Origin of the sequence: Streptococcus australis, from assembly GCF_040226615.1 — a bacterium.
GTDB lineage: Bacteria > Bacillota > Bacilli > Lactobacillales > Streptococcaceae > Streptococcus > Streptococcus australis_E.
In genome coordinates this window covers 1-26016 of the sequence record NZ_JBCOAT010000002.1, presented here as the reverse complement: position 1 = coordinate 26016, position 26016 = coordinate 1, and the positions used below count along the sequence as shown (strand labels likewise).

General features: G+C 42.0%; 24 protein-coding genes. 23 read left to right on the top strand and 1 reads right to left on the bottom strand.

The window, feature by feature from the left end:
* Nucleotides 1-2: 2 nt before the first annotated feature.
* A complete protein-coding gene (locus ABT997_RS02495; protein WP_154852818.1) occupies nucleotides 3-689 on the bottom strand; it encodes a phosphopantothenate--cysteine ligase in 687 nt (228 codons plus the stop codon).
* Between the two features lie 266 nt (nucleotides 690-955).
* Between ABT997_RS02495 and ABT997_RS02490 the strand changes: the two genes are divergently transcribed.
* The 23 genes from ABT997_RS02490 to lplA all read left to right on the top strand — a co-directional run bounded on the left by ABT997_RS02490 (nucleotide 956) and on the right by lplA (nucleotide 25909).
* Entirely contained in the window at nucleotides 956-2626 is a 1671-nt protein-coding gene (locus tag ABT997_RS02490; RefSeq protein ID WP_154852822.1) for a formate--tetrahydrofolate ligase, read from the top strand.
* Nucleotides 2627-2705: 79 nt separating this feature from the next.
* Nucleotides 2706-3218 carry a GNAT family N-acetyltransferase gene (locus tag ABT997_RS02485; protein ID WP_048715955.1) on the top strand — a complete coding sequence of 171 codons (513 nt, stop codon included), beginning with the start codon at nucleotides 2706-2708 and terminating at the stop codon, nucleotides 3216-3218.
* Between the two features lie 483 nt (nucleotides 3219-3701).
* Nucleotides 3702-4589, top strand: coding sequence for a DUF3137 domain-containing protein (locus tag ABT997_RS02480; protein ID WP_229102040.1), 888 nt, complete (start codon nucleotides 3702-3704; stop codon nucleotides 4587-4589).
* 2 nt (nucleotides 4590-4591) lie between these two features.
* A complete protein-coding gene (locus ABT997_RS02475; protein WP_048715957.1) occupies nucleotides 4592-5146 on the top strand; it encodes a LemA family protein in 555 nt (184 codons plus the stop codon).
* A 158-nt stretch (nucleotides 5147-5304) separates the two neighbouring features.
* A complete protein-coding gene (locus tag ABT997_RS02470; protein WP_154852825.1) occupies nucleotides 5305-6381 on the top strand; it encodes an aspartate-semialdehyde dehydrogenase in 1077 nt (358 codons plus the stop codon).
* Between the two features lie 88 nt (nucleotides 6382-6469).
* Nucleotides 6470-7405, top strand: a complete 936-nt coding sequence (gene dapA / locus ABT997_RS02465; protein ID WP_129269112.1) for a 4-hydroxy-tetrahydrodipicolinate synthase — start codon at nucleotides 6470-6472, stop codon at nucleotides 7403-7405.
* Between the two features lie 71 nt (nucleotides 7406-7476).
* Nucleotides 7477-7815, top strand: a complete 339-nt coding sequence (locus ABT997_RS02460) for an ATP cone domain-containing protein (RefSeq protein WP_006597242.1) — start codon at nucleotides 7477-7479, stop codon at nucleotides 7813-7815.
* 124 nt (nucleotides 7816-7939) lie between these two features.
* On the top strand, nucleotides 7940-8791 hold the full coding sequence (gene ylqF, locus ABT997_RS02455) for a ribosome biogenesis GTPase YlqF (protein WP_048715962.1): 852 nt from the start codon (nucleotides 7940-7942) through the stop codon (nucleotides 8789-8791).
* The gene (rnhB, locus tag ABT997_RS02450) at nucleotides 8778-9548 is read left to right on the top strand and encodes a ribonuclease HII (RefSeq protein WP_154852828.1); all 771 of its coding nucleotides are present in this window, start codon (nucleotides 8778-8780) and stop codon (nucleotides 9546-9548) included. The genes ylqF and rnhB overlap by 14 nt, the downstream gene beginning before the upstream one ends.
* Before the next feature lie 11 nt (nucleotides 9549-9559).
* Complete coding sequence (locus ABT997_RS02445) at nucleotides 9560-10486, top strand: ROK family protein (protein ID WP_048715966.1); 927 nt, start codon at nucleotides 9560-9562, stop codon at nucleotides 10484-10486.
* A gap of 76 nt (nucleotides 10487-10562) precedes the next feature.
* A complete protein-coding gene (gene dprA, locus ABT997_RS02440) occupies nucleotides 10563-11405 on the top strand; it encodes a DNA-processing protein DprA (protein WP_048715968.1) in 843 nt (280 codons plus the stop codon).
* A gap of 92 nt (nucleotides 11406-11497) precedes the next feature.
* On the top strand, nucleotides 11498-13585 hold the full coding sequence (gene topA, locus ABT997_RS02435) for a type I DNA topoisomerase (RefSeq protein ID WP_154852831.1): 2088 nt from the start codon (nucleotides 11498-11500) through the stop codon (nucleotides 13583-13585).
* Nucleotides 13586-13692: 107 nt separating this feature from the next.
* The gene (locus tag ABT997_RS02430) at nucleotides 13693-14370 is read left to right on the top strand and encodes a SatD family protein (protein WP_048715972.1); all 678 of its coding nucleotides are present in this window, start codon (nucleotides 13693-13695) and stop codon (nucleotides 14368-14370) included.
* The gene (locus ABT997_RS02425) at nucleotides 14354-15058 is read left to right on the top strand and encodes a DUF3307 domain-containing protein (RefSeq protein ID WP_048715974.1); all 705 of its coding nucleotides are present in this window, start codon (nucleotides 14354-14356) and stop codon (nucleotides 15056-15058) included. The genes ABT997_RS02430 and ABT997_RS02425 overlap by 17 nt, the downstream gene beginning before the upstream one ends.
* Before the next feature lie 160 nt (nucleotides 15059-15218).
* Nucleotides 15219-16553, top strand: a complete 1335-nt coding sequence (trmFO, locus tag ABT997_RS02420) for a methylenetetrahydrofolate--tRNA-(uracil(54)-C(5))-methyltransferase (FADH(2)-oxidizing) TrmFO (protein WP_048715976.1) — start codon at nucleotides 15219-15221, stop codon at nucleotides 16551-16553.
* Between the two features lie 93 nt (nucleotides 16554-16646).
* Nucleotides 16647-17474, top strand: coding sequence for an alpha/beta hydrolase (locus tag ABT997_RS02415; RefSeq protein WP_070465931.1), 828 nt, complete (start codon nucleotides 16647-16649; stop codon nucleotides 17472-17474).
* A gap of 38 nt (nucleotides 17475-17512) precedes the next feature.
* On the top strand, nucleotides 17513-18253 hold the full coding sequence (locus ABT997_RS02410; RefSeq protein ID WP_126404226.1) for an esterase family protein: 741 nt from the start codon (nucleotides 17513-17515) through the stop codon (nucleotides 18251-18253).
* Nucleotides 18254-18275: 22 nt separating this feature from the next.
* Nucleotides 18276-19442, top strand: a complete 1167-nt coding sequence (locus ABT997_RS02405; RefSeq protein WP_350018647.1) for an ATP-grasp domain-containing protein — start codon at nucleotides 18276-18278, stop codon at nucleotides 19440-19442.
* Between the two features lie 214 nt (nucleotides 19443-19656).
* The gene (locus ABT997_RS02400) at nucleotides 19657-20625 is read left to right on the top strand and encodes a thiamine pyrophosphate-dependent dehydrogenase E1 component subunit alpha (protein WP_048789008.1); all 969 of its coding nucleotides are present in this window, start codon (nucleotides 19657-19659) and stop codon (nucleotides 20623-20625) included.
* A gap of 16 nt (nucleotides 20626-20641) precedes the next feature.
* Nucleotides 20642-21634, top strand: a complete 993-nt coding sequence (locus ABT997_RS02395) for an alpha-ketoacid dehydrogenase subunit beta (RefSeq protein WP_023026810.1) — start codon at nucleotides 20642-20644, stop codon at nucleotides 21632-21634.
* Nucleotides 21635-22072: 438 nt separating this feature from the next.
* Nucleotides 22073-23116, top strand: coding sequence for a dihydrolipoamide acetyltransferase (locus ABT997_RS02390; RefSeq protein WP_238656376.1), 1044 nt, complete (start codon nucleotides 22073-22075; stop codon nucleotides 23114-23116).
* Nucleotides 23117-23157: 41 nt separating this feature from the next.
* Nucleotides 23158-24861, top strand: coding sequence for a dihydrolipoyl dehydrogenase (gene lpdA / locus ABT997_RS02385; RefSeq protein ID WP_350018646.1), 1704 nt, complete (start codon nucleotides 23158-23160; stop codon nucleotides 24859-24861).
* A 58-nt stretch (nucleotides 24862-24919) separates the two neighbouring features.
* On the top strand, nucleotides 24920-25909 hold the full coding sequence (gene lplA, locus ABT997_RS02380) for a lipoate--protein ligase (protein ID WP_350018645.1): 990 nt from the start codon (nucleotides 24920-24922) through the stop codon (nucleotides 25907-25909).
* Nucleotides 25910-26016 lie beyond the last annotated feature (107 nt).

Below are 26016 nucleotides of genomic sequence, written 5' to 3'. Positions count from 1 at the left end.
TTTTATCCTTTGTTCCTAATGTGATGATAAATTTTTTGAGCAATATCCAATTTCGTTTCGGCTATTTGAGTAGCATCTTTCGTAACTAAGTAAGCTCGATGTTTTCCGTCTTGAATTTCGCTTAAGTCATTGGCAACAATCATTTCTGCCTGATTTTTTTCGAGACTTGCACGAGCAACGGCTAGGAGTTGATCCTGTGCTACACCAACCAGCAGTTTAAAGCCGATCAAGCGAATGTCTGGATTCCATGTTTTTACTAAGGAAATCAACTTAGGATTTTTCTTCAAAAAGAGGATTTGGTAATCTTCTTCCGATGAAATCTTCGGTTCTTGATTGGTTTGCTGGAGAAATTGCTCTAAATTAGTAGCTTCTTTGACGGCTTGAAAACCTGACATATAGACAGGACTGTAGTCAGAGACAGCCATTGCATGGATGAGGACTTGGTGTGTTGGAGTTTCTTTCTCAAGAGCTGTCTGAAGTTCAGCGACATCTTTGATGATCACTTTTGTTAAACGAGGATGTGCTTTCGGTTGAACCGCAGTTGGGGTGGTCACCAAAGTCACAGAAAATCCTGCCTCTAAAAATTGTTCGGAAATGATTTTTCCAAGTCGACCAGTGGAATGGTTAGTAATCGAACGAACTTGATCGATTTTTTCACTCGTTCCACCAGAAGTAATCAAAATATTCATAGGCTTATTTTACAAGAATTTTATATTTTAGTAAAGCCAAGAACACGGGTCTTCTTTTGTTTTTTTGTGGGGGAAAATGGAAGTAATGGGTAGGAATAGGGGACTCATAGTTATTTCGTATAGATAGCTATAAGAAATTGGAATAAAGGGCGAAAAGGTCTATTTTAAAGGCAAAATCCGAACGAACTGGAAAAGTTTGAAATTTAAAATATATATCCTTGTGAAATTTCTGTATAATAGATTTATTATATAGTGAGGAGATTCAGATGAAGACAGATATCGAGATTGCACAAAGTATTGAATTGAAACCAATCACAGATGTGGTAGAGAAATTAGGGATTCAGTTCGATGACTTAGAACTCTATGGAAAGTACAAGGCGAAATTAACCTTTGATAAGATCCAAGCGGTTCAGAAGGAAGAGCCAGGAAAACTTATCTTGGTGACAGCTATTAATCCGACTCCAGCAGGTGAAGGGAAGTCTACCATCACCATTGGTTTGGCAGATGCTTTAAATAAAATCGGGAAACAAACCATGATTGCCATTCGTGAACCTTCCTTAGGTCCAGTAATGGGGATTAAAGGGGGAGCAGCAGGTGGAGGCTATGCCCAAGTTCTTCCTATGGAGGATATCAACCTTCATTTCACGGGTGACATGCATGCCATTACGACAGCCAACAATGCTCTTTCAGCTTTGATCGACAATCATTTGCATCAAGGAAATGAGCTAGGCATCGACCAACGTCGGATTATCTGGAAACGGGTAGTGGACTTGAATGACCGTGCTTTGCGTCATGTTTCTGTCGGTCTCGGCGGCCCTCTCAATGGGATTCCTCGTGAAGATGGGTTTGATATCACTGTTGCTTCTGAGATTATGGCCATCCTTTGCTTGGCGACAGATATTGAAGACTTGAAAGTCCGTTTGGCTAATATTGTGATCGGGTACCGCTATGATCGTAGTCCAGTTTATGTCCGCGATTTAGAAGTGGAAGGGGCGCTTGCTTTAATCCTGAAAGATGCGATCAAGCCAAACTTGGTTCAAACCATCTATGGAACTCCAGCTTTTGTTCATGGGGGACCTTTTGCTAATATTGCCCATGGATGTAATTCGGTTTTAGCTACCTCAACCGCTCTTCGTTTAGCCGATTACATGGTAACAGAAGCAGGTTTTGGGGCGGATTTGGGAGCTGAAAAATTCTTGGATATCAAAACACCAAATCTCCCTGTTAGCCCATCTGCAGTGGTGATTGTCGCAACGATTCGTGCTTTGAAGATGAATGGTGGAGTTGCTAAAGATGCTCTTTCTGAAGAAAATGTAGAAGCTGTTCGTTCAGGTTTTGCTAACTTGGAGCGCCACGTGGAAAATATGCGTAAATTCGGAGTTCCTGTAGTAGTGGCTATTAATGAATTTGTCACAGATACAGAAGCTGAAATTGCAGCTCTGAAAGAACTCTGTGCTTCTATTCAAGTTCCTGTTGAATTGGCGAGCGTTTGGGCTGATGGTGCTGATGGAGGATTGGCCCTAGCAGAAACAGTAGTGGAGACACTTGAAACAAGTCCAGCCAACTACACTCGTCTTTATGATAATGACCTTTCTGTTGAAGAAAAGATCACTAAGATTGCCCAAGAAATTTACCGGGCCGACAATGTTGTCTTTGAGAAGAAAGCCAAAACTCAGATTGCTCAAATCGTGAAAAATGGCTGGGACAAGTTGCCAGTTTGTATGGCTAAGACCCAATATAGTTTCTCAGATGATCCAAGTCTCCTCGGGGCGCCGTCTGGTTTTGACATTACCATTCGCGAATTGGTACCTAAGACTGGTGCAGGCTTCATTGTTGCTTTGACAGGTGAAGTGATGACTATGCCTGGATTACCAAAACGTCCTGCTGCTTTGAACATGGATGTAGCAGAAGATGGGACTGCTTTAGGATTGTTCTAATAAAATATATAGAGGTTGGCGGACAACCTCTATTTTTGTGCTTTTGGGGTATAATAGAGAAATAGAAAGCGAGAAGACCATGCTGAAGATACGACCAGTCACCCTTGAAGATGCTCCTGAACTTGTCAGGATTTATGCTCCCTATGTTGAGAAAACAGCCATCACTTTTGAATACCAGGTTCCGACCATTGAGGAATTTGAAGGGCGTATCGAAAAGATCCTTCAACGTTTTCCCTATTTAGTAGCAGAAGTAGACGGTCAAGTCCTTGCTTATGCCTATGCCTCAAGCTATTATGATCGATCAGCATATGATTGGGCGGTGGAAGTATCCGTCTATGTGGATCAAGATCGTCGTGGGCAAGGTCTGGGTTCTCGATTGTATGAGGCATTAGAGTCGGAGTTGGAGGCGCGTGGTTATTTACGTTTCTTAGCTTGCATTGCCCTGCCAAATCCAGCTAGTATCGCCCTCCATGAGAAACGTGGCTATGTGAAAGTTGCTCATTTTCCTAAAATTGGCTATAAATTTGATCAATGGCATGATATTGTCTGGATGCAAAAGACGATCGAAGGGCCTGTGAAGCCCCTAATGTAAAAATTAGAAGGAGCTTAGCTTTGCTCAATTTCTTTTAAGTTATTTAAAAGGAAGTCTAGAACGAGCCTCTTGACTTTTTTGGGCCGTTCATGGTACACTAAGTTTATGCGATGAGTCGATTGGCTCTTAGGAGCCTTTTGCGCTGAGGAGGTCTACATTTAATTGTAACGCAGGAGCGGACCTTGAACAGTTGTGTGAACCTGCTGTTCTCATCGAAAGATGCCTCGAATCCCTTACCATGTGGTAAGGGATTTTTTTTGTAAAAATTCATAGTAAGCAAATACATAAATTTGTTTGCCTCTTATGACTACCGGTGATATAATGATGTAAATAAATGGATTCATTTGTGTTTGAAAGGAGATGGTTATAGTGTATGATCAAAACAGTCCAAACAACAAGTGGTCACAAGAAACGTTTCAACGTATCAGTGAACTGGAAAAATTAGAACAATATCAGGCTAAGTTGCTCATTATGAAGTAACAAATGAAGAATAATCTTCATTGGAGAAACGCCACTATTCTTGGTGGTATTCTAGCTTTTCTCTCCTTCCAACTTGTTAGATGGCGAGCAGCGATTGTTATCATTCTTCTTGTAGTGGTGTTTTATTATTTACCGGCATACAAAAAACGAAAAGCCTTATTCGGAGATCAGGTTCGATCCAATGAAGAGATTTATATTACAGATTTTCTTTGTCCCATCCTGAAAGAAGTTTTTCCTCAAGCGGAGCTAACTCTGACAGCTGACTACCCAATGAATGTCCTGCAGGTCATTAGTCCGAGATCGACTAAGTTTGATCTCTTTCATCAATTGTCTTTCCATGATGAAAAGAATCTCGTAGTAGCCAATCTCTATGCTTATCATATTGAGACGCGAACAAAGAGAGACTCAAGTGGGGAAACTCATACGGTCAGAGAAGAAGTTGAAGATTTTGCTGGTCAGATTTTTTCTTTAAAAGCTCCTATCTCATTTCCAGGGCACTTGAGAGTTGTTCCAACCAAGAAATCTTTGTTTTTAAAAAGAGAACTAAAAGGTGCCTATCCGGGTGCTGGACCTAATGAAGTTCAAATTGAAACAGAAGATATCCGAAACAATGAAAATTACAATATCTATTGTACAGATGAACTGGCTGCTCGAAAATTCTTAAAACCCAAGATCCTAGAATGGTTTGATCAGCAAATTTCTCAAAATGCTATGTGTGTGTATTTAGTACAAGATACACTCTATATTTCCTTATATACTAACCGCTACCTTTTCCCAACACCGAATAGAAAAGATGCAATCGAAAGTCTTTCGATTGCTGCAGAGTATCAAAAACTCTGTAGGGAGATTGATCTCATTGATGAATTAACCAATATATTTAAAGGAGAATAACTATGTTAGGATTATTTATTGCCATCGTCGTTTTTGCTCTTGTCATTGTTATGTGGTTTATCGGTGAAAGCAATCGCTTGAATCGTTATCAGGTCATGATTGAAGAAGCAAAGAGAACGGTTGATATAATTCTTGTCAAACGCTACGATACCATTTCTGAAATGTTGAAGGCAGCTAAGGCCTACGCCAAACATGAAGAGAAAGTCTTTACCGAATTAGTAGCCCTTCGTCAAGGTGCCTCTATCCAAGAATCCAACCAAGTTATTGCCAATCAAAATGATGTCTTGGCACAAATCCGAGCAGTAGGTGAGAATTATCCAGATCTCTTATCTTCTAACCAATTCTTGGCCTTGCAAAAAGAAATTGCAGACGAAAATGAAGATTTGGCAGCTTCTAAACGTATTGTTAATAGTAATATTAGCCAAATCAACCAAGCAATAGTAACCTTCCCAACTTCACTAGTGGCGGGTATCAAAGGGATGCAACAGGTGCCATTTTTATTGGAAGATACTCAAGGCAAGAAGAATTTGAATGATTTGGATTATGAAATCCATTAATTTTCAATAAAAGCTATTCGATATCTAGAAACTATCCCGGTCTTAGATCGGGATTATTTTGTTTTTATAAGTGTAAAATACACTTTTCATTTGTAGGGAAAAATAGTATAATAGATAAAATTCACAAATTTTTAGAAAATTCCGAAAGAGGTTTTATTATGGGATATACAGTTGCTGTTGTCGGTGCTACAGGTGCCGTTGGTGCACAAATGATCAAAATGCTGGAAGAATCAAGTCTTCCAATTGATAAGATTCGCTACCTTGCATCTGCGCGTTCAGCAGGGAAGGTCTTGCAATTCAAAGGGCAAGACGTGACCATTGAAGAAACAACTGAAGAGGCTTTTGCAGGAGTAGATATCGCTCTCTTCTCAGCTGGAGGATCAACTTCAGCTAAATATGCACCATATGCTGTTAAAGCTGGTGCGGTCGTAGTAGATAACACTTCTTACTTCCGTCAAAACCCAGATGTGCCATTGGTTGTACCTGAAGTAAACGCCCATGCTCTTGATGCTCATAACGGAATCATCGCCTGTCCTAACTGTTCAACGATTCAAATGATGGTAGCTCTTGAACCAGTTCGTCAAAAATGGGGCTTGGACCGAATCATCGTGTCTACTTACCAAGCTGTTTCAGGTGCAGGTATGGGAGCCATTCTGGAAACCCAACGTGAATTGCGTGAAGTATTGAATGATGGAGTGGATCCACGTGATTTGCATGCGGAAATCTTACCTTCAGGTGGCGATAAGAAACATTACCCAATTGCCTTTAACGCCCTTCCTCAAATCGACGTCTTCACTGATAATGACTACACATATGAAGAAATGAAGATGACGAACGAAACTAAGAAAATCATGGAAAATGATAGCATTGCCGTATCAGCAACCTGTGTACGTATTCCAGTCTTGTCAGCTCACTCAGAGTCTGTTTACATTGAAACCAAAGAAGTAGCTCCGATTGATGAAGTAAAAGCAGCAATTGCAGCCTTCCCAGGAGCAGTTCTGGAAGATGATGTTGCTCATCAAGTATACCCACAAGCTATCAATGCGGTTGGTTCTCGCGATACCTTTGTTGGTCGTATCCGTAAAGATTTGGATGCTGAAAAGGGAATCCATATGTGGGTGGTTTCTGATAACCTTCTTAAAGGAGCTGCTTGGAACTCAGTTCAAATTGCAGAAACCCTTCATGAACGTGGACTCGTGCGCCCAACAGCTGAGTTGAAGTTTGAGTTGAAATGATTCATTAACTAAATAAATTGTATAGGGGACAGCTATCAACTTTTGGTGCTGTCCCTCTTCCCTATGGTTGTCTCAAGAAGGAGTATGTATGTCTTATCAAGATTTAAAAAATTGTAGAATGATCACTGCCTTTATCACTCCCTTCCATGAAGATGGTTCGATTAATTTTGAGGCTATTCCTCCGCTTATTGAACATCTTTTGGCTCATCACACAGATGGGATTCTTTTAGCTGGTACCACAGCTGAAAGTCCAACTCTAACGCACGATGAAGAATTAGAACTTTTTGCGGCGGTACAAAAGGTGGTGAATGGACGGGTTCCTTTGATTGCGGGTGTCGGGACCAATGAAACCCGAGATTCCATTGAGTTTGTAAAGGAAGTGGACCAATTTGGTGGTTTTGCTGCCGGATTAGCGATTGTCCCATACTACAACAAACCTTCTCAAGAAGGTATGTACCAGCATTTTAAGGCTATTGCAGACGCTTCTAACTTGCCAATCATAATCTATAACATTCCTGGGCGCGTGGTTGTCGAAATGACACCCGAAACCATGCTTCGTTTGGCAGAACATCCAAATATCATCGGGGTAAAAGAGTGTACAACCCTTGCCAATATGGCTTACCTAATCGAGCACAAGCCAGAGGAGTTCCTCATTTATACGGGAGAGGATGGAGATGCTTTCCATGCTATGAACCTAGGGGCAGATGGTGTTATTTCAGTAGCTTCCCATACCAATGGGGATGAAATGCACGAAATGTTCCAAGCCATTGAGAATAATGATATTAAAAAAGCGGCGGCCATTCAGCGCCAATTTATCCCGAAAGTCAATGCTCTCTTCTCTTATCCAAGTCCAGCTCCAGTTAAAGCAGTCTTGAACTATATGGGCTTTGAAGCAGGGCCAACTCGTTTGCCATTAGTGCCAGCTCCTGCTGAGGAAGCGAAGCGCATTATCAAGGTTGTAGTGGATGGGGATTACCACGCGACCAAAGAAATCATTACGGGAGTTCTTCGTCCGGATTATTGACGTTTTAGATTCTTGACAAATCCCCTATTTATTTAGATAATAGAAGTATATTGATGATCAAGGAGAATAAGATGGAAGTCATTAAACGTAGTGGTGAAGTTGTAGAATTTGATCCAGATAAAATCTATCAAGCTGTTTTGAAGGCAGCACAAACAGTCTATGTCTTGACCGATGATCTTCGCCAAAACTTGGCGCAAGTGACTAAAAAAGTTGTGATGGATTTGGAAGAAGCGAAAGTGGAACGTGCCACAATCAGCATGATCCAATCAATGGTTGAGCACCGTTTACTTGGTGCTGGTTATATTACCATTGCTGAACACTATATTTCTTATCGTTTGCAACGCGATTTGGAACGAAGTGGCTATGGAGACCACATCGCTGTTCACTTGCACTTTGAGCAAATTCGCTAAAATAAGAAACGAAGTTACGGGTGTAGCTTCGTTTTTTTAAGAAAAAATGGGGAGCAGTTTTAAAAGAAAATACTGTATTTCATGGTATAATAGATAAGATTGAATGTTGAAAGGATTTCATTTCATGGCGATTATTCAATGGTTTCCTGGACATATGTCCAAAGCTAGAAGACAAGTACAAGAAAATATTAAATTTGTGGATTTCGTGACAATTTTGGTGGACGCTCGTTTGCCTCTATCAAGTCAAAATCCTATGTTAACAAAAATTGTTGGTGATAAGCCTAAGCTGATGATTCTGAACAAGGTAGACTTGGCAGATCCTGTCGCTACAAAAGAATGGCAGGAGTATTTTGAGTCACAAGGGATCAAAACTTTGGCTATTAACTCTAAAGAGCAATCTACGGTTAAAAAGGTTACAGATGCTGCTAAGTCTTTGATGGCCGATAAAATTGCCCGTCAGAAGGAACGAGGGATTCAAATTGAAACCCTTCGGACCATGATTATCGGGATTCCCAATGCTGGTAAATCAACGCTGATGAACCGCTTAGCAGGGAAAAAGATTGCTGTTGTTGGAAATAAACCAGGGGTGACCAAGGGGCAACAGTGGTTGAAAACCAATAAGGACCTCGAAATCTTGGATACCCCAGGGATTCTTTGGCCAAAATTTGAAGATGAAGAAGTGGCCTTGAAGCTCGCCTTAACAGGAGCAATTAAGGACCAGTTGCTTCCAATGGATGAAGTGACCATTTTTGGCCTCAACTATTTTAAAGAGCACTACCCTAAAGAGTTACAAGAACGCTATAAGCAAATGAAATTAGATCAGGAAGCGCCTGAAATCATTATGGAGATGACTCAACGCTTAGGTTTCCGAGATGATTATGATCGCTTCTACAGTTTGTTTGTCAAGGATGTACGTGATGGTCGTTTGGGTCGCTATACCCTTGATCGTGTAGGTGAAGTAGATGCCAACGATTAAAGAAATCAAAGAGTGTTTGTCAACGATTGATAGGCTAGATCATCCCTTATTTGAAGAGTTGATCCTTGATGGTCGAGCGGGCGTTCAAGCGGCTATCAGCAAACGAAAACGCGAACTCCAAAAACAAGTAGACGAAGATTTGCGTTTGGAAAAAATGCTAGCCTATGAGAAAGAACTTTATGCTCAAGGGATTCATCTTATTGCAGGTGTTGATGAAGTAGGGCGAGGCCCTTTGGCTGGCCCTGTCGTCGCAGCAGCCGTCATTCTGCCTGAAAATTGTAAGATTCCAGGTTTAAACGATAGTAAGAGAATTCCAAAATCGAAGCACCGTGCTATTTACCAAGCGGTTTTAGATCAGGCTCTCTCTGTCGGGATTGGGATAAAAGATAATCGGGTCATTGATCAGGTTAATATTTATGAAGCAACCAAATTAGCCATGCTTGAGGCTATTCAAGAATTGGACCCTCAACCTCAACACCTCTTGATTGATGCTATGAAATTGGACCTCCCTATTTCTCAGACATCCATCATCAAAGGAGATGCTAATTCTCTGTCTATCGCAGCTGCTTCTATTGTGGCGAAGGTGACACGAGATCAGATGATGGCAGCCTATGACCAAAAGTATCCAGGTTATGATTTTGCTCAGAATGCGGGGTATGGGACAAGCAATCATCTTGAGGGCTTGGAAAGACATGGGGTCACGCCTATCCATCGTCGAAGCTTCGAACCCATTAAGTCCATGACGGATCTTGACTAGGAGGGAAGGAAATGCTATTAGCCTTTGATATTGGAGGAACCTTTATTAAATATGCCTTAGTGGATGAAGCCTATCAGGTGAATGATTCCTCTAAAGTTCCGACACCAGCTACTATTGAGGAATTCTGGGAAGCTCTTGAGCGCGTGATTTGCTTGTTCCAGAATCGAATCACTGGGATCGCCATCTCTTGTCCGGGTGAAATCAATAGTCGACTGGGATTTGTCTTTAAAGGTGGCCTCGTTCCTTATTTAAGGAATATTCCTTTAGCTTCTCGTTTAAATAAGACTTTTCAAGTCCCTGTGACCGTCCTCAACGATGGGGATGCTGCAGGCTTGGCAGAAGCACGAATTGGAAACCTCCAGGATTGTGATTGTGGCGCAACCTTTGTGTTAGGAACTGGGGTAGGCTTAGCCTTGACTTCCAACGGTTCCTTAATTTCCACCTGGAATCTCAAGGATTATCTTCGTTGGCCAAGCTTAGGGGAGAAGCAAGTGACTCCTGAACAAAAGCAATATCAGACCGAGATTTTGCGACATGGGATTTCCAGTTTGGTTCAAAATTTAGGCTCTGCAGTCAATTTTGTGGCTAATGCTAGTCGACTCCTAGAATTGCCTGAAGAAGATGGAGTTCAAGTTTTTGAAGTCCTTGAAGCTGGTTATCATGAGGAATTGCAAGACTTATTTGCTTCTTATTGTCGAGAAATTGCGATCCTAATCTATAACCTTCAGTCTTTGGTTCGGCTTGAAAAAGTGACGATTGGTGGGGGAATTAGTAGTCAACCCCTTCTTTTAGAAGAGATTAACCATCAGTATAAAAGCCTGATGGAGGAAAGTGGGGAGCAACGATTTTCTTTAGTAGAGATTCAAGCAGCTCGTTACCACAACTCAAGTAATCTTTTGGGGGCAGTTTGTCATTTTAACATCTTAGAAAATCATTAAAAAGTTCTATTTTTAGAGCTTTTTTTGTTTTCTTTTACGAATATTATAAATAGATAGTAGAAAAAGAGGTTTACGAATGAAGAAATATGAACTTTATAAATTAAAGGTTGCTGGCCTGTCAAATCTACAGGTTTTTAACATTGTCAATTACTGGGAAATGAATGGGGAGTGGCCCTCTTTAGAATTAATGGCAAAAATTGCAGGTTGTCGTAATCAAACACTATTTATGGAACGGTATATCCGGATTGATGACAAGGTCTTGAGAGAAGAGTTTAAGGAGTTTGATTCGATTTCCATTATGGATCCGGAATATCCTGAAGAGCTTCTCTGGATGCATAACCCACCTGTTTTGTTGTTTTACTCAGGCAATATTGATCTTCTTAAACAGCCAAAGATTGCGGTCGTAGGAAGTCGATCCTGTAGTCGTAACGGGATTCAATCCGTCGAGAAAATCATTAACGAGTTAAATAATGAATTGATTGTGGTGAGCGGATTAGCCAAGGGAATTGATGCTGCAGCCCATTATGCCGCTATTCGAAATGGAGGAAAGACAATTGGAGTGATTGGTACTGGCTTAGATGTCTTCTATCCTAGATCCAATAAACAATTGCAGAAGTACATGAGTGGGAGTCATTTAGTGTTAACAGAATACGGTCCTGGACAAGGCCCTCAAAAACATCATTTTCCAGAACGCAATCGGATTATTGCTGGGCTTTCTAGAGCAGTGATTGTGGCGGAAGCGCGGATGCGATCTGGAAGTCTGATCACCTGCGAGCGTGCTATGGAAGAAGGGCGAGATGTCTTTGCTATTCCTGGTTCGATCTTGGATGGACGTTCAGATGGCTGTCACCACCTCATTCAAGAAGGTGCAAAGCTGGTCACCAGTGGAAAAGATGTCCTAGATGAGTTTGAATTTTAAAATGAGTTTTCCTATAGGAGAACTTCACGGTTGACATCCCGAAAAAAATAGTTTACACTCTATGAGGTTTATTACAAAATAGAGGTAAAAAAGTGGCTACTAAAACAAAAAAGAAAACCACAACAACTAAAAAGAATTTAGTCATCGTGGAGTCTCCTGCGAAAGCGAAGACGATTGAAAAGTATCTTGGTAGAAATTATAAGGTCATGGCCAGCGTGGGTCATATTCGTGACTTGAAAAAATCTACCATGTCTATTGATTTTGAGAACAATTACGAACCAGAGTACATCAATATTCGCGGAAAAGGTCCTTTGATTAATGATTTGAAAAAAGAGGCTAAAAAAGCCAAACAAGTCTTTCTCGCAAGTGACCCGGACCGTGAAGGAGAAGCTATTTCTTGGCATTTGGCGCATATTCTTCAGTTGGATAAGGAAGATAAGAACCGCGTTGTTTTCAACGAAATTACCAAGGATGCGGTAAAAAATGCCTTTCAAGAACCCCGTAAGATTGATATGGATCTGGTAGATGCTCAACAAGCGCGCCGTGTCTTGGACCGGATTGTTGGGTACTCCATCTCACCAATTCTATGGAAAAAGGTGAAGAAGGGACTTTCGGCTGGTCGGGTGCAATCCGTTGCGCTTAAGTTAATTATTGACCGGGAAGAAGAAATCAATGCCTTCCAACCAGAAGAATATTGGACAATTGATGGAACCTTTAAAAAGGGGACCAAGCAATTCCAAGCCAATTTCTATGGAATGAATGGCAAGAAGATGAAACTTCAAAACCAGGAGGATGTGAAAGCTGTACTTTCGCACCTCGATGGGAAAGAGTATATCGTTGAAAAGGTTGAGAAGAAAGAGCGCAAACGTAATGCACCGCTTCCTTACACAACTTCTTCCATGCAGATGGACGCAGCCAATAAGATTAACTTCCGTACACGTAAGACCATGATGGTGGCCCAGCAATTGTACGAAGGAATCAATATTGGATCTGGTGTTCAAGGTTTGATCACTTATATGCGTACGGATTCGACTCGGATTAGTCCAGTCGCTCAAAATGAAGCAGCTAGCTTTATCATTGATCGATTTGGAGACAAGTATTCTAAGCATGGTAGTCGGATTAAGAATGCTTCTGGTGCTCAAGATGCCCACGAAGCCATTCGTCCTTCTAGTGTCTACAATACGCCTGAGAAAATTGCCAAGTACCTAGACAAGGACCAGCTTAAGCTCTACACCTTGATCTGGAATCGTTTTGTGGCTAGTCAGATGACGGCAGCTGTTTTTGATACTATGAATGTTCGTTTGGGGCAAAATGGGGTTCAATATACAGCAAATGGTAGTCAGGTGAAGTTTGACGGCTATTTGGCGATCTACAATGATTCGGACAAAAATAAGATGCTACCGGACATGGAAGAAGGGGATACCGTCACTCAGGTTAACAGCAAACCTGAACAGCACTTTACCCAACCACCAGCTCGATACTCTGAAGCGACTTTGATTAAGACTTTAGAAGAAAATGGAGTTGGTCGTCCTTCAACCTATGCACCGACCATTGAGACCATTCAAAAACGCTATTACGTGAAGCTTGTAGCCAAACGCTTCGAGCCAACCGAATTAGGAGAAATCGTCAATAAACTGATCGTTGAATTCTTCCCAGATATCGTCAATGTAACCTTTACCGCAGAGATGGAAGGGAAGCTGGATGATGTCGAACTCGGAAAAGAACAGTGGCAAAAGGTCATTGATTCCTTCTACCAACCCTTTAAAAAAGAAGTAGCCAAGGCTGAAGAGGAAATGGAGAAAATCCAAATCAAGGATGAGGCTGCTGGATTTGACTGTGAGGTTTGTGGAAGTCCGATGGTCATCAAGTTGGGTAGATTTGGTAAGTTCTATGCTTGTAGTAATTTCCCAGATTGTCGCCATACCCAAGCCATCGTTAAGGAAATTGGGGTGGAATGTCCAGACTGTCACCAAGGCCAAATCATCGAGCGTAAAACCAAACGGAACCGTCTCTTCTATGGATGCAATCGCTATCCAGACTGTGAATTCACCTCTTGGGACAAGCCAATTGGCCGTGACTGTCCAAAATGTGGTCACTACCTAGTTGAGAAAAAAGTTCGTGGTGGCGGTAAGCAAGTCGTATGTAGCAACGGCGACTACGAAGAAGAAAAAGTAAAATAAGATTTTAGAATCATGCGATGTCTATTATAACGGCAATTTTAATAAATGTCTGTTATAATAGACATTTTTGTTTTTTTTCGTTATAATAGACACAAGGAGGTGGGCTTATGTATCTTGCTTTGATTGCAGATGTCATTGATTCCAAAATGGTTCAAGAGCGTTTTGACCTGCAAAAACAGTTAGAAAAAACGCTTCAAACAATGAATGAACTATTTGGAGAATTCATAGCATCCAATTTTACCTTGACCCTTGGTGATGAGTTTCAGGGGCTCTTAAAGGTGGATGCTCCGGTTTTTCAAATCATCGATACCCTGCGTTCTGAACTAACCCCGACTCAACTTCGTTTCGGGATTGGTCTCGGGGAGATTGTAACAGATATTGATCCCTTACAAAGTATCGGTGCGGATGGGCCAGCCTATTGGAATGCACGCGCCGCCATCAATCTGGTTCATCAGAAAAATGACTACGGCAATACCCAGATTTATTTTTCATGCGGGAAGGAAAAGCAAGACTTCTTTGTGAATGCCCTCATCGCTTCCGGGGAAGCCATTCGTTCGGGTTGGCGTGGAAGTCAGGAAGAAATCCTGCTAGATCTTCTTAAGAGGTGTGTATATAGTGAGAATTTTAGTCAGCAGGATTTGGCCCAATCGCTGGAGATAAACCCAAGTGCTCTCTCTAAACGGCTGAAAAGTAGCAGTATCCGGGTTTACTTACGGGGGCGAGCAGCAGCACTAGCTAGTATTCAAAGTTTAGCGAAAGGAGAGGCTTATGACAGGATTATCTAGTATCGTAACAAATCCATACTTGCTTCTCTTGTTGAGTTGTCATTTGTTGTCTGATTATTATTTTCAAAGTCAAAAGATGGCGGACCACAAGGATCAGGATAAGAAGGTGCTCGGGCTTCATATTCTGTATGTAGCTCTGCCTCTATTCGTCGTTTCCCTCTGTCATCTGGATTTGTGGTGGATTTGCTTGATCATTTTGCTGACTCATGCAGGGATTGATTACGGAAAACCTTGGGTGCAGAAGCAATTGAATGTAACAGCCGCATGGACTTTTGCATTGGATCAAGTCTTGCATGTCGGTATCATTAGTTTCCTAGTCCTTTGGGGAGCTAAAAATGGCACGACTTATTTACCTATTGACAGTTTAAAGCTAATCTTTTATGTCCTCCTAGTGGGAAAACCGACCAATATCGTCTTTAAAATTCTTTTTGCTAAGTACCAGCCGACGATGGAGGAGAAAATGGATACCATCACTGGGGCTGGTTCCATGATTGGCTTCTTAGAGCGGTTGATTATCGGTGCCTGTCTCGTCTACGGCCAATTTGCTTCTATCGGTCTGGTCTTTACGGCCAAATCCATCGCCCGCTACAATAAAATTTCGGAGAATCCAGCCTTCGCAGAGTATTATTTAATCGGGTCCTTATTCAGTATCCTATCAGCCCTCTTTGCTGCTTGGTTGTGTCTATAAGAAAACAAATAACAGACTTAGGTCTAAGACAGGAAGGAAAACCCTCCCTGTCTTTTTACTTGGCTTTCTGGTATAATGGACCAAGTAGAAAATTAGAAAGATTTGTGGGTGTCTAACAGTCTAGTGGGGTGGTTTGGATACCCAAAGAGGTATTAGTGTCATGTCTCAATCTTATATCAATGTCATCGGTGCAGGCCTTGCTGGCTCGGAAGCAGCTTATCAGATTGCCCAACAGGGTATTCCGGTCAAGCTTTACGAAATGCGGGGAGTCAAATCTACTCCACAACACAAAACAGACAACTTTGCTGAGTTAGTCTGTTCCAACTCTCTCCGAGGGGATTCTCTAACCAATGCTGTCGGGCTCCTCAAAGAAGAAATGCGTCGTCTGGGGTCTGTCATCCTTGAAGCGGCTGAAGCGACTCGTGTACCAGCTGGTGGAGCACTGGCAGTGGACCGGGAAGGCTTTGCTAGTCGAGTAACGGAAAAGGTATCCCAACACCCACTCATTGAAGTGATTCGCGATGAAATTACAGAATTGCCGACAGACGCGATCACAGTCGTCGCAACGGGCCCTCTAACCAGCGATGCCTTGGCGGAAAAGATCCACGAGCTCAATGGTGGCGATGGCTTCTATTTCTATGATGCAGCAGCTCCAATCATCGATGTCAATACCGTCGATATGAACAAGGTTTACCTCAAGTCTCGTTATGACAAAGGAGAAGCGGCTTATCTCAACTGTCCCATGACCAAACAAGAGTTTATGGACTTCCATGAGGCTTTGGTGAATGCGGAAGAAGCCCCGCTCAACTCTTTTGAAAAAGAAAAGTATTTCGAAGGTTGTATGCCAATTGAAGTCATGGCCAAACGAGGCATCAAAACCATGCTCTATGGTCCTATGAAACCAGTTGGTCTCGAGTATCCAGATGACTACAAAGGACCTCGTGACGGGGAGTTTAAGACCCCTTATGCGGTAGTCCAATTGCGCCAAGACAATGCAGCTGCTAGCCTCTACAATATCGTTGGCTTCCAAACTCACCTTAAATGGGGCGAGCAAAAGCGGGTCTTTCAAATGATTCCTGGTTTGGAAAATGCGGAGTTTGTGAGATATGGCGTCATGCACCGCAATTCTTACATGGACTCTCCAAATCTCCTTGAACAAACCTACCGTTCTAAGAAGCAAGCCAACCTCTTCTTTGCGGGTCAAATGACAGGAGTAGAGGGCTATGTCGAGTCAGCGGCTTCAGGTTTGGTGGCTGGGATCAATGCGGCACGTCTTTTTAAAGGAGAAGAAGCAGCGATTTTCCCAGAAACAACAGCGATCGGAAGTTTGGCTCACTATATTACCCATGCCGACAGCAAGCATTTCCAACCCATGAATGTCAACTTCGGAATTATTAAGGAGCTGGAAGGCCCACGCATTCGGGATAAAAAGGAACGGTATGAGAAAATTGCCGAACGTTCTTTACAAGATCTGGCTACATTTATTGGAAAATAAAGTCAATCAATGAAAAAGTTTGGAGAAATCCAGACTTTTTCTTCTAAAAATGGTATAATGAATAAAATTTAGAATATAGAGAGTTTTCTGACAATGAACAAATCCTATTTTTATTTAGATATGAAGACACACGAGTTGAAAGTGCCTTATACCGGAAAACTCCGTCGTGTGCGAGTCTTATTACCTAAGAATTATGAAACAGATACTGATCGACGCTATCCTGTTGTCTATTTTCATGATGGCCAGAATGTTCTCTATAGCAAGGAAGCTTTTGCAGGTCATTCCTGGAAGGTGATTCCAGCCATTAAGCGGAATCCTGATATTAGCCGCATGATTGTCGTTGCTATCGATAATGATGGTTTCCAACGCATGAATGAATACTCTGCCTGGAAATACAAGGAATCTAATATTCCTGGAATGCAATTTGGTGGCAAGGGCGTTGAGTACGGAGAGTTCGTTATGGAAGTGGTCAAACCTTTCATTGACCAAGAATACCGGACTCTTGCTGACAGAGAACATACAGCCATGATTGGTTCTTCCTTGGGTGGAAATATTACCCAATTTTTGGGATTAGAGTACCAAGATCAAATTGGTTGTTTAGGTGTCTTTTCATCCGCTAACTGGCTGCATCAAGATGCCTTCAATCATTATATCGAGCGTAAAAAATTATATGCAGATCAACGCATTTACATCTATGTGGGGACTGAAGAGGCTGATGATACCGATAAAACCCTAATGGCAGGGAATATCAAGCAAGCCTATATTGACTCATCTCTTCGTTACTATCATGATGTCATTCAACAAGGAGTAGCTTTAGAAAATATCGCCATTCGGATTCAGTCTGGGGCTATCCACCATGAAGAAGCCTGGGCAGAGCATTTACCGGAATGTCTTCGTTTCTTAGCAGAGAAGTGGGACTAGAAGCTTTTAAAGTTTTATAATAAAGAAAGAGGGAACCTATGAATATTGAACATCTAAGCCACTGGAGTGGCCAACTTAACCGCGAAATGTATCTAAACCGTTATGGACATGCAGGGATTCCTGTAGTGGTCTTCGCTTCATCAGGTGGAAGCCATAATGAGTACTATGACTTTGGTATGATTGATGCCTGTGCTCAGTTTATCGAAGAAGGACGGGTTCAATTTTTCACCCTTTCAAGTGTCGATAGTGAAAGCTGGCTTTGTAATTGGAAAAACCCTCACGACCGTGCAGAAATGCATCGTGCCTATGAACGCTACGTGATTGAAGAAGCCATTCCTTTCATTAAGCACAAAACGGGTTGGTTTGACCCAATGATGACAACCGGTTGCTCTATGGGAGCCTACCATGCCCTTAATTTCTTCTTGCAACATCCAGATGTTTTCAACAAAGTTGTAGCTTTGAGTGGTATCTATGATGCTCGTTTCTTTGTTGGTGAGTTTGGTGGGGATGAAGCGATTTACCAAAATTCTCCATCTGATTACATTTGGCACCAAAATGATGGCTGGTTTATCGACCGTTACCGTCAGGCGGAAATTGTTGTTTGTACCGGTCTTGGAGCTTGGGAACAAGATGGTCTACCATCTTTCTACAAACTGAAAGAAGCCTTTGACCACAAAAATATCCCTGCTTGGTTTGCTGAATGGGGACACGATGTAGCCCATGATTGGGACTGGTGGCGCAAGCAAATGCCCTATTTCCTAGGACAAATGTATCTATAAGTCAAAAAGGGAGGAGACCTCTATGAATTATCTTGTTATTTCACCTTATTATCCACAAAATTTCCAACAATTCACCATTGAACTAGCTAACAAAGGAATCACTGTCTTGGGGATTGGTCAAGAGCCTTACGAACAGTTAGATGAGCCTTTGCGCAATAGTTTGACAGAGTATTTCCGTGTAGAAAATATGGAAGACTTAGATGAAGTGAGGCGTGCAGCAGCCTTTCTGTTCTATAAACACGGCCCAATCGATCGCATCGAGTCTCACAATGAATACTGGTTGGAATTGGATGCGGCACTTCGTGAGCAATTTAATGTCTTTGGTGCCAAACCTAAAGATTTGAAGAAAACCAAGTTTAAATCAGAAATGAAAAAACTCTTCAAGAAAGCAGGAGTTCCTGTCGTTCCTGGTGCTGTGGTAAAAGCAGAAAAAGATATCGACAAGGCTGTGAAGAAAATTAGGTTGCCATTGATTGCCAAGCCTGATAATGGAGTAGGTGCAGCAGCGACCTTTAAACTTGAAACACCAGAAGATGTCGATCATTTTAAAGCAGAATGGGATGGACATACGGAGTATTTCTTTGAGAAATTCGTCACTTCTAGCGAGATTTGTACCTTCGATGGTCTGGTCGATCGCGATGGTAACATTGTCTTCTCAACTACTTTTGACTATGCCTATACGCCACTTGATTTAATGCTCTACAAAATGGACAATTCATATTATGTCCTCAAAGAGATGGATCCAAAATTGCGTCAGTATGGGGAAGCGATTGTTAAAGCCTTTGGCATGAAGGAACGTTTCTTCCACATTGAGTTCTTCCGTGATGGGGATGACTATATTGCAATCGAGTACAATAATCGTCCAGCAGGTGGCTTTACGATCGATGTCTACAATTATGCTCATTCCATCGACTTGTACCTAGGTTATGCAGCTATTGTAGCCGGAGAACCTTTCCCAACTTCTGAATTTGAGCCTCTTTATTGCTTGGCGACTTCTCGCCGTGCCAATGCAGCCTATGTCCTTTCAGAGGAAGAAGTTTTGGCCAAATACCAAGACCAGTTCCGCGTGAAGAAGGATATGCCTGCAGCCTTTGCAGAGCTTCAAGGGGACTATCTCTACATGTTAACAACTCCAAGCCGTAAGGAGTTGGAACAAATGATTCGTGACTTTGGTCAACGCCATCAATAAGATGATTCCGATAGGGCTTTCCTATCGGTTTTTTTGATGTGACCGGCTTATCATGTGAAAGTTTGTGAATCTTTTATATAACAGTTTGTAAAATCATTTCTATCAGTATGTTAGGCGATTTAGTTTGTGAAGGGAAATGATCAAATTCTTTGACAGTGCTTACATTTTTGGCTAGAATGAAAGAGAATGAATAAATGCTAAGAAAGGCGAAATAATGGCAACATTAGACAAAAGTCTCTTATTGGAAATGTTCCGTAAAATGGAAGAAATCCGTCGCATGGACTTAAAAATTGCACAGTTAGTAAAAAAAGGGAAAGTGCCAGGAATGACGCACTTTTCTGTTGGGGAAGAAGCAGCCAACGTTGGGGCTATGCTAGCCTTGAACGAGGATGACCTGCTAACTTCTAACCACCGTGGTCACGGTCAAGCCATCGCGAAAGGTATCGACCTGAATGGCATGATGGCTGAGATCCTTGGTAAGTATACGGGTACTTGTAAAGGGAAGGGAGGCTCTATGCATATCGCTGACCTGGATGCTGGTAACCTCGGTGCCAACGGTATCGTCGGTGGTGGTATGGGGATTGCCGTAGGTGCAGCCCTTACTCAACAAATGCATAAGACTGGCAAGATTGTTGTCTGCTTCTTTGGTGATGGGGCAACCAACGAGGGTGTCTTCCATGAAGCGGTCAATATGGCTTCGATCTGGAATCTTCCAGTTATTTTCTACTGTATCAATAATGGTTATGGAATCTCTGCTGACATTAAGAAAATGACCAATGTCAAGCATATCCACGAACGTAGTGCTGCTTACGGTATTCCAGGAATGTTTATTCCTGATGGTAACAACGTCATTGATGTCTATGAAGGATTCCAAAAAGCTGTTGAACACGTCCGCTCCGGTAAAGGTCCTGTCTTGATCGAAAGTGTCACCTATCGTTGGCTTGGTCACTCTTCATCTGACCCTGGTAAATACCGGACTCGTGAAGAAGTCGAAGAGTGGAAGAAGAAAGATCCAATTGAAAATCTTCGCAAGTATCTCCTTGAAAATGAAATTGCGAGCGCAGAAGAATTGGATCAGATTCAAGAAGAAGTGAAAGAAGCCGTTGAAGCTTCAGTGAAATTTGCGGAAGAAAGCCCATTCCCTCCACTCGAATCAGCTTTCGAAGATATTTACGCAGACTAAGGGGGAGTAGAGAATTATGGAAACAAAATTAATGTCTTTCCGCGATACCATTATCCTTGCTATGTCTGAGGAAATGCGTCGCGACGAAAATGTATTGTTGATGGGGGAAGATGTCGGAGTTTTTGGTGGAGACTTCGGAACTTCCGTAGGGATGCTTGAGGAATTCGGTCCAGAACGTGTCCGTGACTGTCCGATTTCTGAGGCCGCGATTTCAGGTGCAGCAGCAGGTGCAGCCATGACTGGACTTCGCCCAATCGTTGATATGACCTTCATGGATTTCTCTGTGATTGCCATGGATGCTATCGTCAACCAAGCTGCGAAGACGCGCTACATGTTTGGTGGAAAAGGGCAAGTACCGATGACCGTTCGCTGTGCTGCCGGTAACGGAGTTGGTTCTGCAGCTCAACACTCCCAATCTTTGGAATCATGGTTCACCCATATTCCTGGTTTGAAAGTTGTTGCTCCAGGAACTCCAGCGGATATGAAAGGACTTCTCAAGTCTTCTATCCGTGATAACAACCCAGTTATCATTCTTGAATACAAATCAGAATTCAACCAAAAAGGGGAAGTGCCTGTTGATCCCGACTATACCATCCCACTTGGTGTCGGAGAAATCAAACGTGAGGGTACTGATGTCACTGTCGTAACCTACGGAAAAATGCTTCGTCGTGTCATGCAAGCAGCTGAAGAATTGGCTGAAGAAGGCATTTCAGTAGAAGTAGTAGACCCACGTACCTTGGTTCCGCTTGATAAAGAGATTATTATTAATTCTGTCAAGAAAACAGGAAAAGTTGTCCTTGTCAATGACGCCCACAAGACAAGTGGTTATATTGGTGAAATCTCAGCTATCATTTCTGAATCAGAAGCATTTGATTACTTGGATGCACCCATCCGTCGTTGTGCGGGGGAAGATGTGCCAATGCCTTACGCACAAAACCTTGAAAATGCAATGATTCCAACAGTTGAAAGCATCAAAGATGCCATTCGTAAAACGTATAACAAAGAATAATACATAATATAAATTATGTAATATGTACATCAGACGAAGAAACTTTGTATCTTTCGATGCAGAGTTCTCTGCGTCCTTAGTATCTTAGATTAGAGCACGGGCTAAAAGCTCGGAAAAAAGATAAATCTCCTTGACTTCATCGAAGTCTGTGTTGATTTCCTATTTTTCGGTCGCTTTTAAACGCCCTTTGCATCATAAAATTGAACTCGGGCTAAAGTCTGTGTGAAAAAGATAAACTTTCCTAGAAACTAAAGTTTCTTCATCAAGATTCCTATTTTCACTTTGACTTTTAACGCCCTTAGTATCTTATAATTGAATCCGGACGGAGGCCTGTGAAAAAAAGATAGATTTCCTTGTGTTCATCGAACACATCGTCAATCTCCTATTTTTTCTTTGTCCTCTTCGTCCTTGATATCTTAGTATAGAATAGGAGAGGTCATGGCTGATGATAAGCTAAGAGCGACTCCTGCGGCTAGAAAATTAGCGGATGATCTTGGGATCAACCTCTATGATGTTTCTGGTTCAGGCGCAAACGGTCGTGTCCACAAAGAAGACGTGGAAACATATAAAGACACAAATGTGGTTCGCATTTCACCACTTGCAAAACGAATTGCTTTAGAACACAATATTGCTTGGCAAGAGATCCAAGGAACTGGTCATCGTGGTAAGATCATGAAGAAGGACGTCCTTGCTTTTCTTCCTGAAAATATTGAGAATGAGACCATTAAGTCACCTGCTCAAATTGAGAAGGTGGAGGAAGCTCCTGATAATGTAACACCTTATGGGGAAATCGAGCGGATTCCGATGACACCAATGCGTAAGGTGATTGCTCAACGGATGGTGGAATCTTACTTGACTGCACCTACCTTTACATTGAACTATGACGTCGATATGTCTCAAATGTTGGCGCTTCGTAAGAAGGTTTTGGATCCAATCATGGAAGCAACTGGCAAGAAAGTCACTGTAACAGATTTGCTTTCACTTGCGGTTGTTAAGACCTTGATGAAACATCCATACATCAATGCGTCATTGACGGAGGATGGCAAAACCATCATCACTCACAACTATGTCAACTTGGCTATGGCGGTTGGGATGGACAATGGGCTGATGACACCGGTTGTCTATAACGCAGAAAAGATGACTTTATCAGAGTTGGTGGTAGCCTTCAAGGACGTTATTGGACGTACCTTGGACGGTAAATTAGCGCCAAGCGAATTACAAAATTCAACCTTTACCATCAGTAACTTGGGGATGTTTGGCGTTCAATCATTTGGACCGATTATCAACCAACCAAACTCTGCTATCCTGGGGGTTAGCGCAACGATTGAAAAACCAGTTGTAGTTAATGGTGAAATCGTCATTCGTCCAATCATGAGCTTGGGCTTGACCATTGACCACCGCGTTGTCGATGGTATGGCTGGTGCCAAATTCATGAAAGACTTGAAAGCCTTGATTGAAGACCCGATTTCAATGTTGGTCTAATCAACGAGAGAGAATAGAAACAAGAAAAAGAGGGAAATAAAATGGCCTTAGAAGTAATTATGCCAAAAGCCGGCGTAGATATGACCGAAGGACAAATCGTTCAGTGGAATAAAAAAGTCGGTGAATTTGTAAAAGAAGGAGAAATTCTCCTTGAAATCATGACAGATAAAGTCAGCATGGAATTGGAAGCGGAAGAAGATGGCTACTTGATTGCTATCTTAAAAGGGGACGGCGAGACAGTCCCTGTTACAGAAGTTATCGGTTACCTTGGTGAAGAAGGGGAGAACATCCCAACAGCTGGAGCAGCTACTCCAGAAGCAAGTCCAGCGCCAGCCTCAGCAAGTGCTTCAAATGATGATAAGAGCGATGATGCTTATGATATCGTAGTGATCGGTGGTGGTCCTGCTGGTTATGTATCTGCTATTAAGGCTGCTCAATTGGGTGGTAAGGTTGCTCTTGTTGAGAAATCTGAACTTGGTGGAACATGTTTGAACCGCGGATGTATCCCAACTAAGACTTACCTACACAACGCTGAAATCATTGAAAATATCGGTCATGCGGCAAACCGTGGGATTATCATTGATAATCCTAGTTTCACAGTGGATATGGACAAGGTTCTTGAAACTAAGAACAAGGTCGTAAATACTTTGGTTGGTGGGGTTGCAGGACTTCTTCGTAGCTATGGAGTTGATGTTCATAAGGGGATTGGTACCATTACGAAAGATAAGAATGTCTTGGTAAACGGTACTGAATTACTTGAAACTAAGAAGATTATCCTCGCTGGTGGTTCAAAAGTCAGCAAGATTAACGTTCCTGGTATGGAATCATCACTTGTGATGACTAGTGACGATATCCTTGAAATGAACGAAGTACCAGAAAGCCTTGTCATCATTGGTGGTGGGGTTGTCGGTATCGAACTTGGTCAAGCCTTCATGACCTTTGGTTCTAAAGTTACGGTTATCGAAATGATGGACCGGATTGTGCCAGCCATGGATGCGGAAGTATCTAAGAACCTTCGCTTGATCCTTGAACGCAAGGGAATGACCATCTTGACAGATACTAAACTGCAAGAAATCATCGAAGAAGATGGCAAACTCCGTATCAAGGTTGAAGGCAAAGACGATATCATCGCAAACAAAGCTCTTCTTTCAATCGGTCGTGTTCCAGATCTTGAAGGAATCGGAGAAGTTGAGTTTGAATTAGACCGTGGTCGTATCAAGGTCAATGAATACATGGAAACATCTGTTCCAGGTATCTATGCACCAGGTGATATCAACGGTACGAAGATGTTGGCCCACGCTGCCTTCCGTATGGGTGAAGTAGCTGCTGAAAATGCCCTTAAAGGAAATCACGCTGTTGCCAAATTGAACTTAACTCCTGCAGCTATCTACACACTTCCAGAAGTTGCGGCTGTTGGTTTGACAGAAGAACAAGCTCGTGAGAAATATGATGTGCAAATCGGTAAATTTAATTTTGCCGCAAACGGACGTGCCATTGCATCAGATGCGGCTCAAGGATTTGTTAAAGTCATTGCTGACAAGAAATATGGTGAAGTTCTTGGGGTTCACATCATTGGTCCAGCAGCTGCTGAATTGATCAACGAAGCTTCTACCATCATTGAGATGGAAATCACTGTAGAAGAAATGCTTAAGACCATTCATGGTCACCCAACCTTCTCAGAAGTGATGTACGAAGCTTTTGCGGATGTACTTGGCTTGGCAGTTCACTCACCTAAGAAAAAATAAAAATAGATAGACTAGACTGGAATTATTTTCCAGTCTCTATCGTATTAGGAGGTATCTTATGAAATACATTGTCAATCATTCAAACGACACTGCTTTTAATATTGCTTTAGAGGAATATGCTTTTAAACACCTTTTGGACGAGGATCAAATCTTCCTTCTTTGGATTAACAAACCATCTATCATTGTAGGTCGTCACCAAAATACCATCGAGGAAATTAACCGTGACTATGTTCGTGAAAATGGAATTGAAGTAGTCCGTCGAATCAGTGGTGGTGGCGCTGTTTACCATGATTTAAACAACCTAAACTATACAATCATTTCAAAAGAAGATGAAAACAAGGCCTTTGACTTCAAGAGCTTCTCTACTCCAGTTATCAATACTTTAGCTGAACTTGGTGTTAAAGCTGAATTTACAGGCCGTAACGACTTAGAGATTGACGGTAAGAAATTCTGTGGCAATGCCCAAGCCTATATCAATGGACGGATTATGCACCATGGTTGCCTTCTTTTTGATGTTGATTTGTCTGTCCTTGCCAATGCTCTTAAGGTATCTAAGGACAAATTTGAGTCTAAAGGGGTTAAATCCGTTCGTGCTCGTGTGACCAATATCATCGACGAGTTGCCAGAAAAAATTACCGTTGAAGAGTTCCGTGACCTGCTTTTGGACTACATGAAGAAAGAATATCCTGAGATGACAGAATATGTCTTCTCAGATGAAGAATTGGCGGAGATTAACCGTATCAAGGACACCAAGTTCGGTACCTGGGATTGGAACTATGGAAAGTCTCCTGAATACAATGTCCGTCGTGGCACTAAATTCCCTAGCGGTAAGGTTGAAATCTTCGCGAATGTTATTGAATCCAAAATCCAAGACATCAAGATTTATGGAGACTTCTTTGGTATCGAAGACGTTGCAGCAGTAGAAGATGTCCTTCGTGGTGTCAAATACGAACGCGAAGACGTTCTTAAATCCCTACAAACCATAAACCTAGGTCGTTACTTCGCAGGAATCACTGCAGAAGAAATTGCCGAGGCTGTGGTGGAATAAAGTAAAAGATATCCATTTAACATGGATATCTCAGAACGTAGACAAACGTCATTTTTGGCGTTTGTCTTTTTGTTGTATTTTTAAAATTATTTGCTTTATCATCTGTT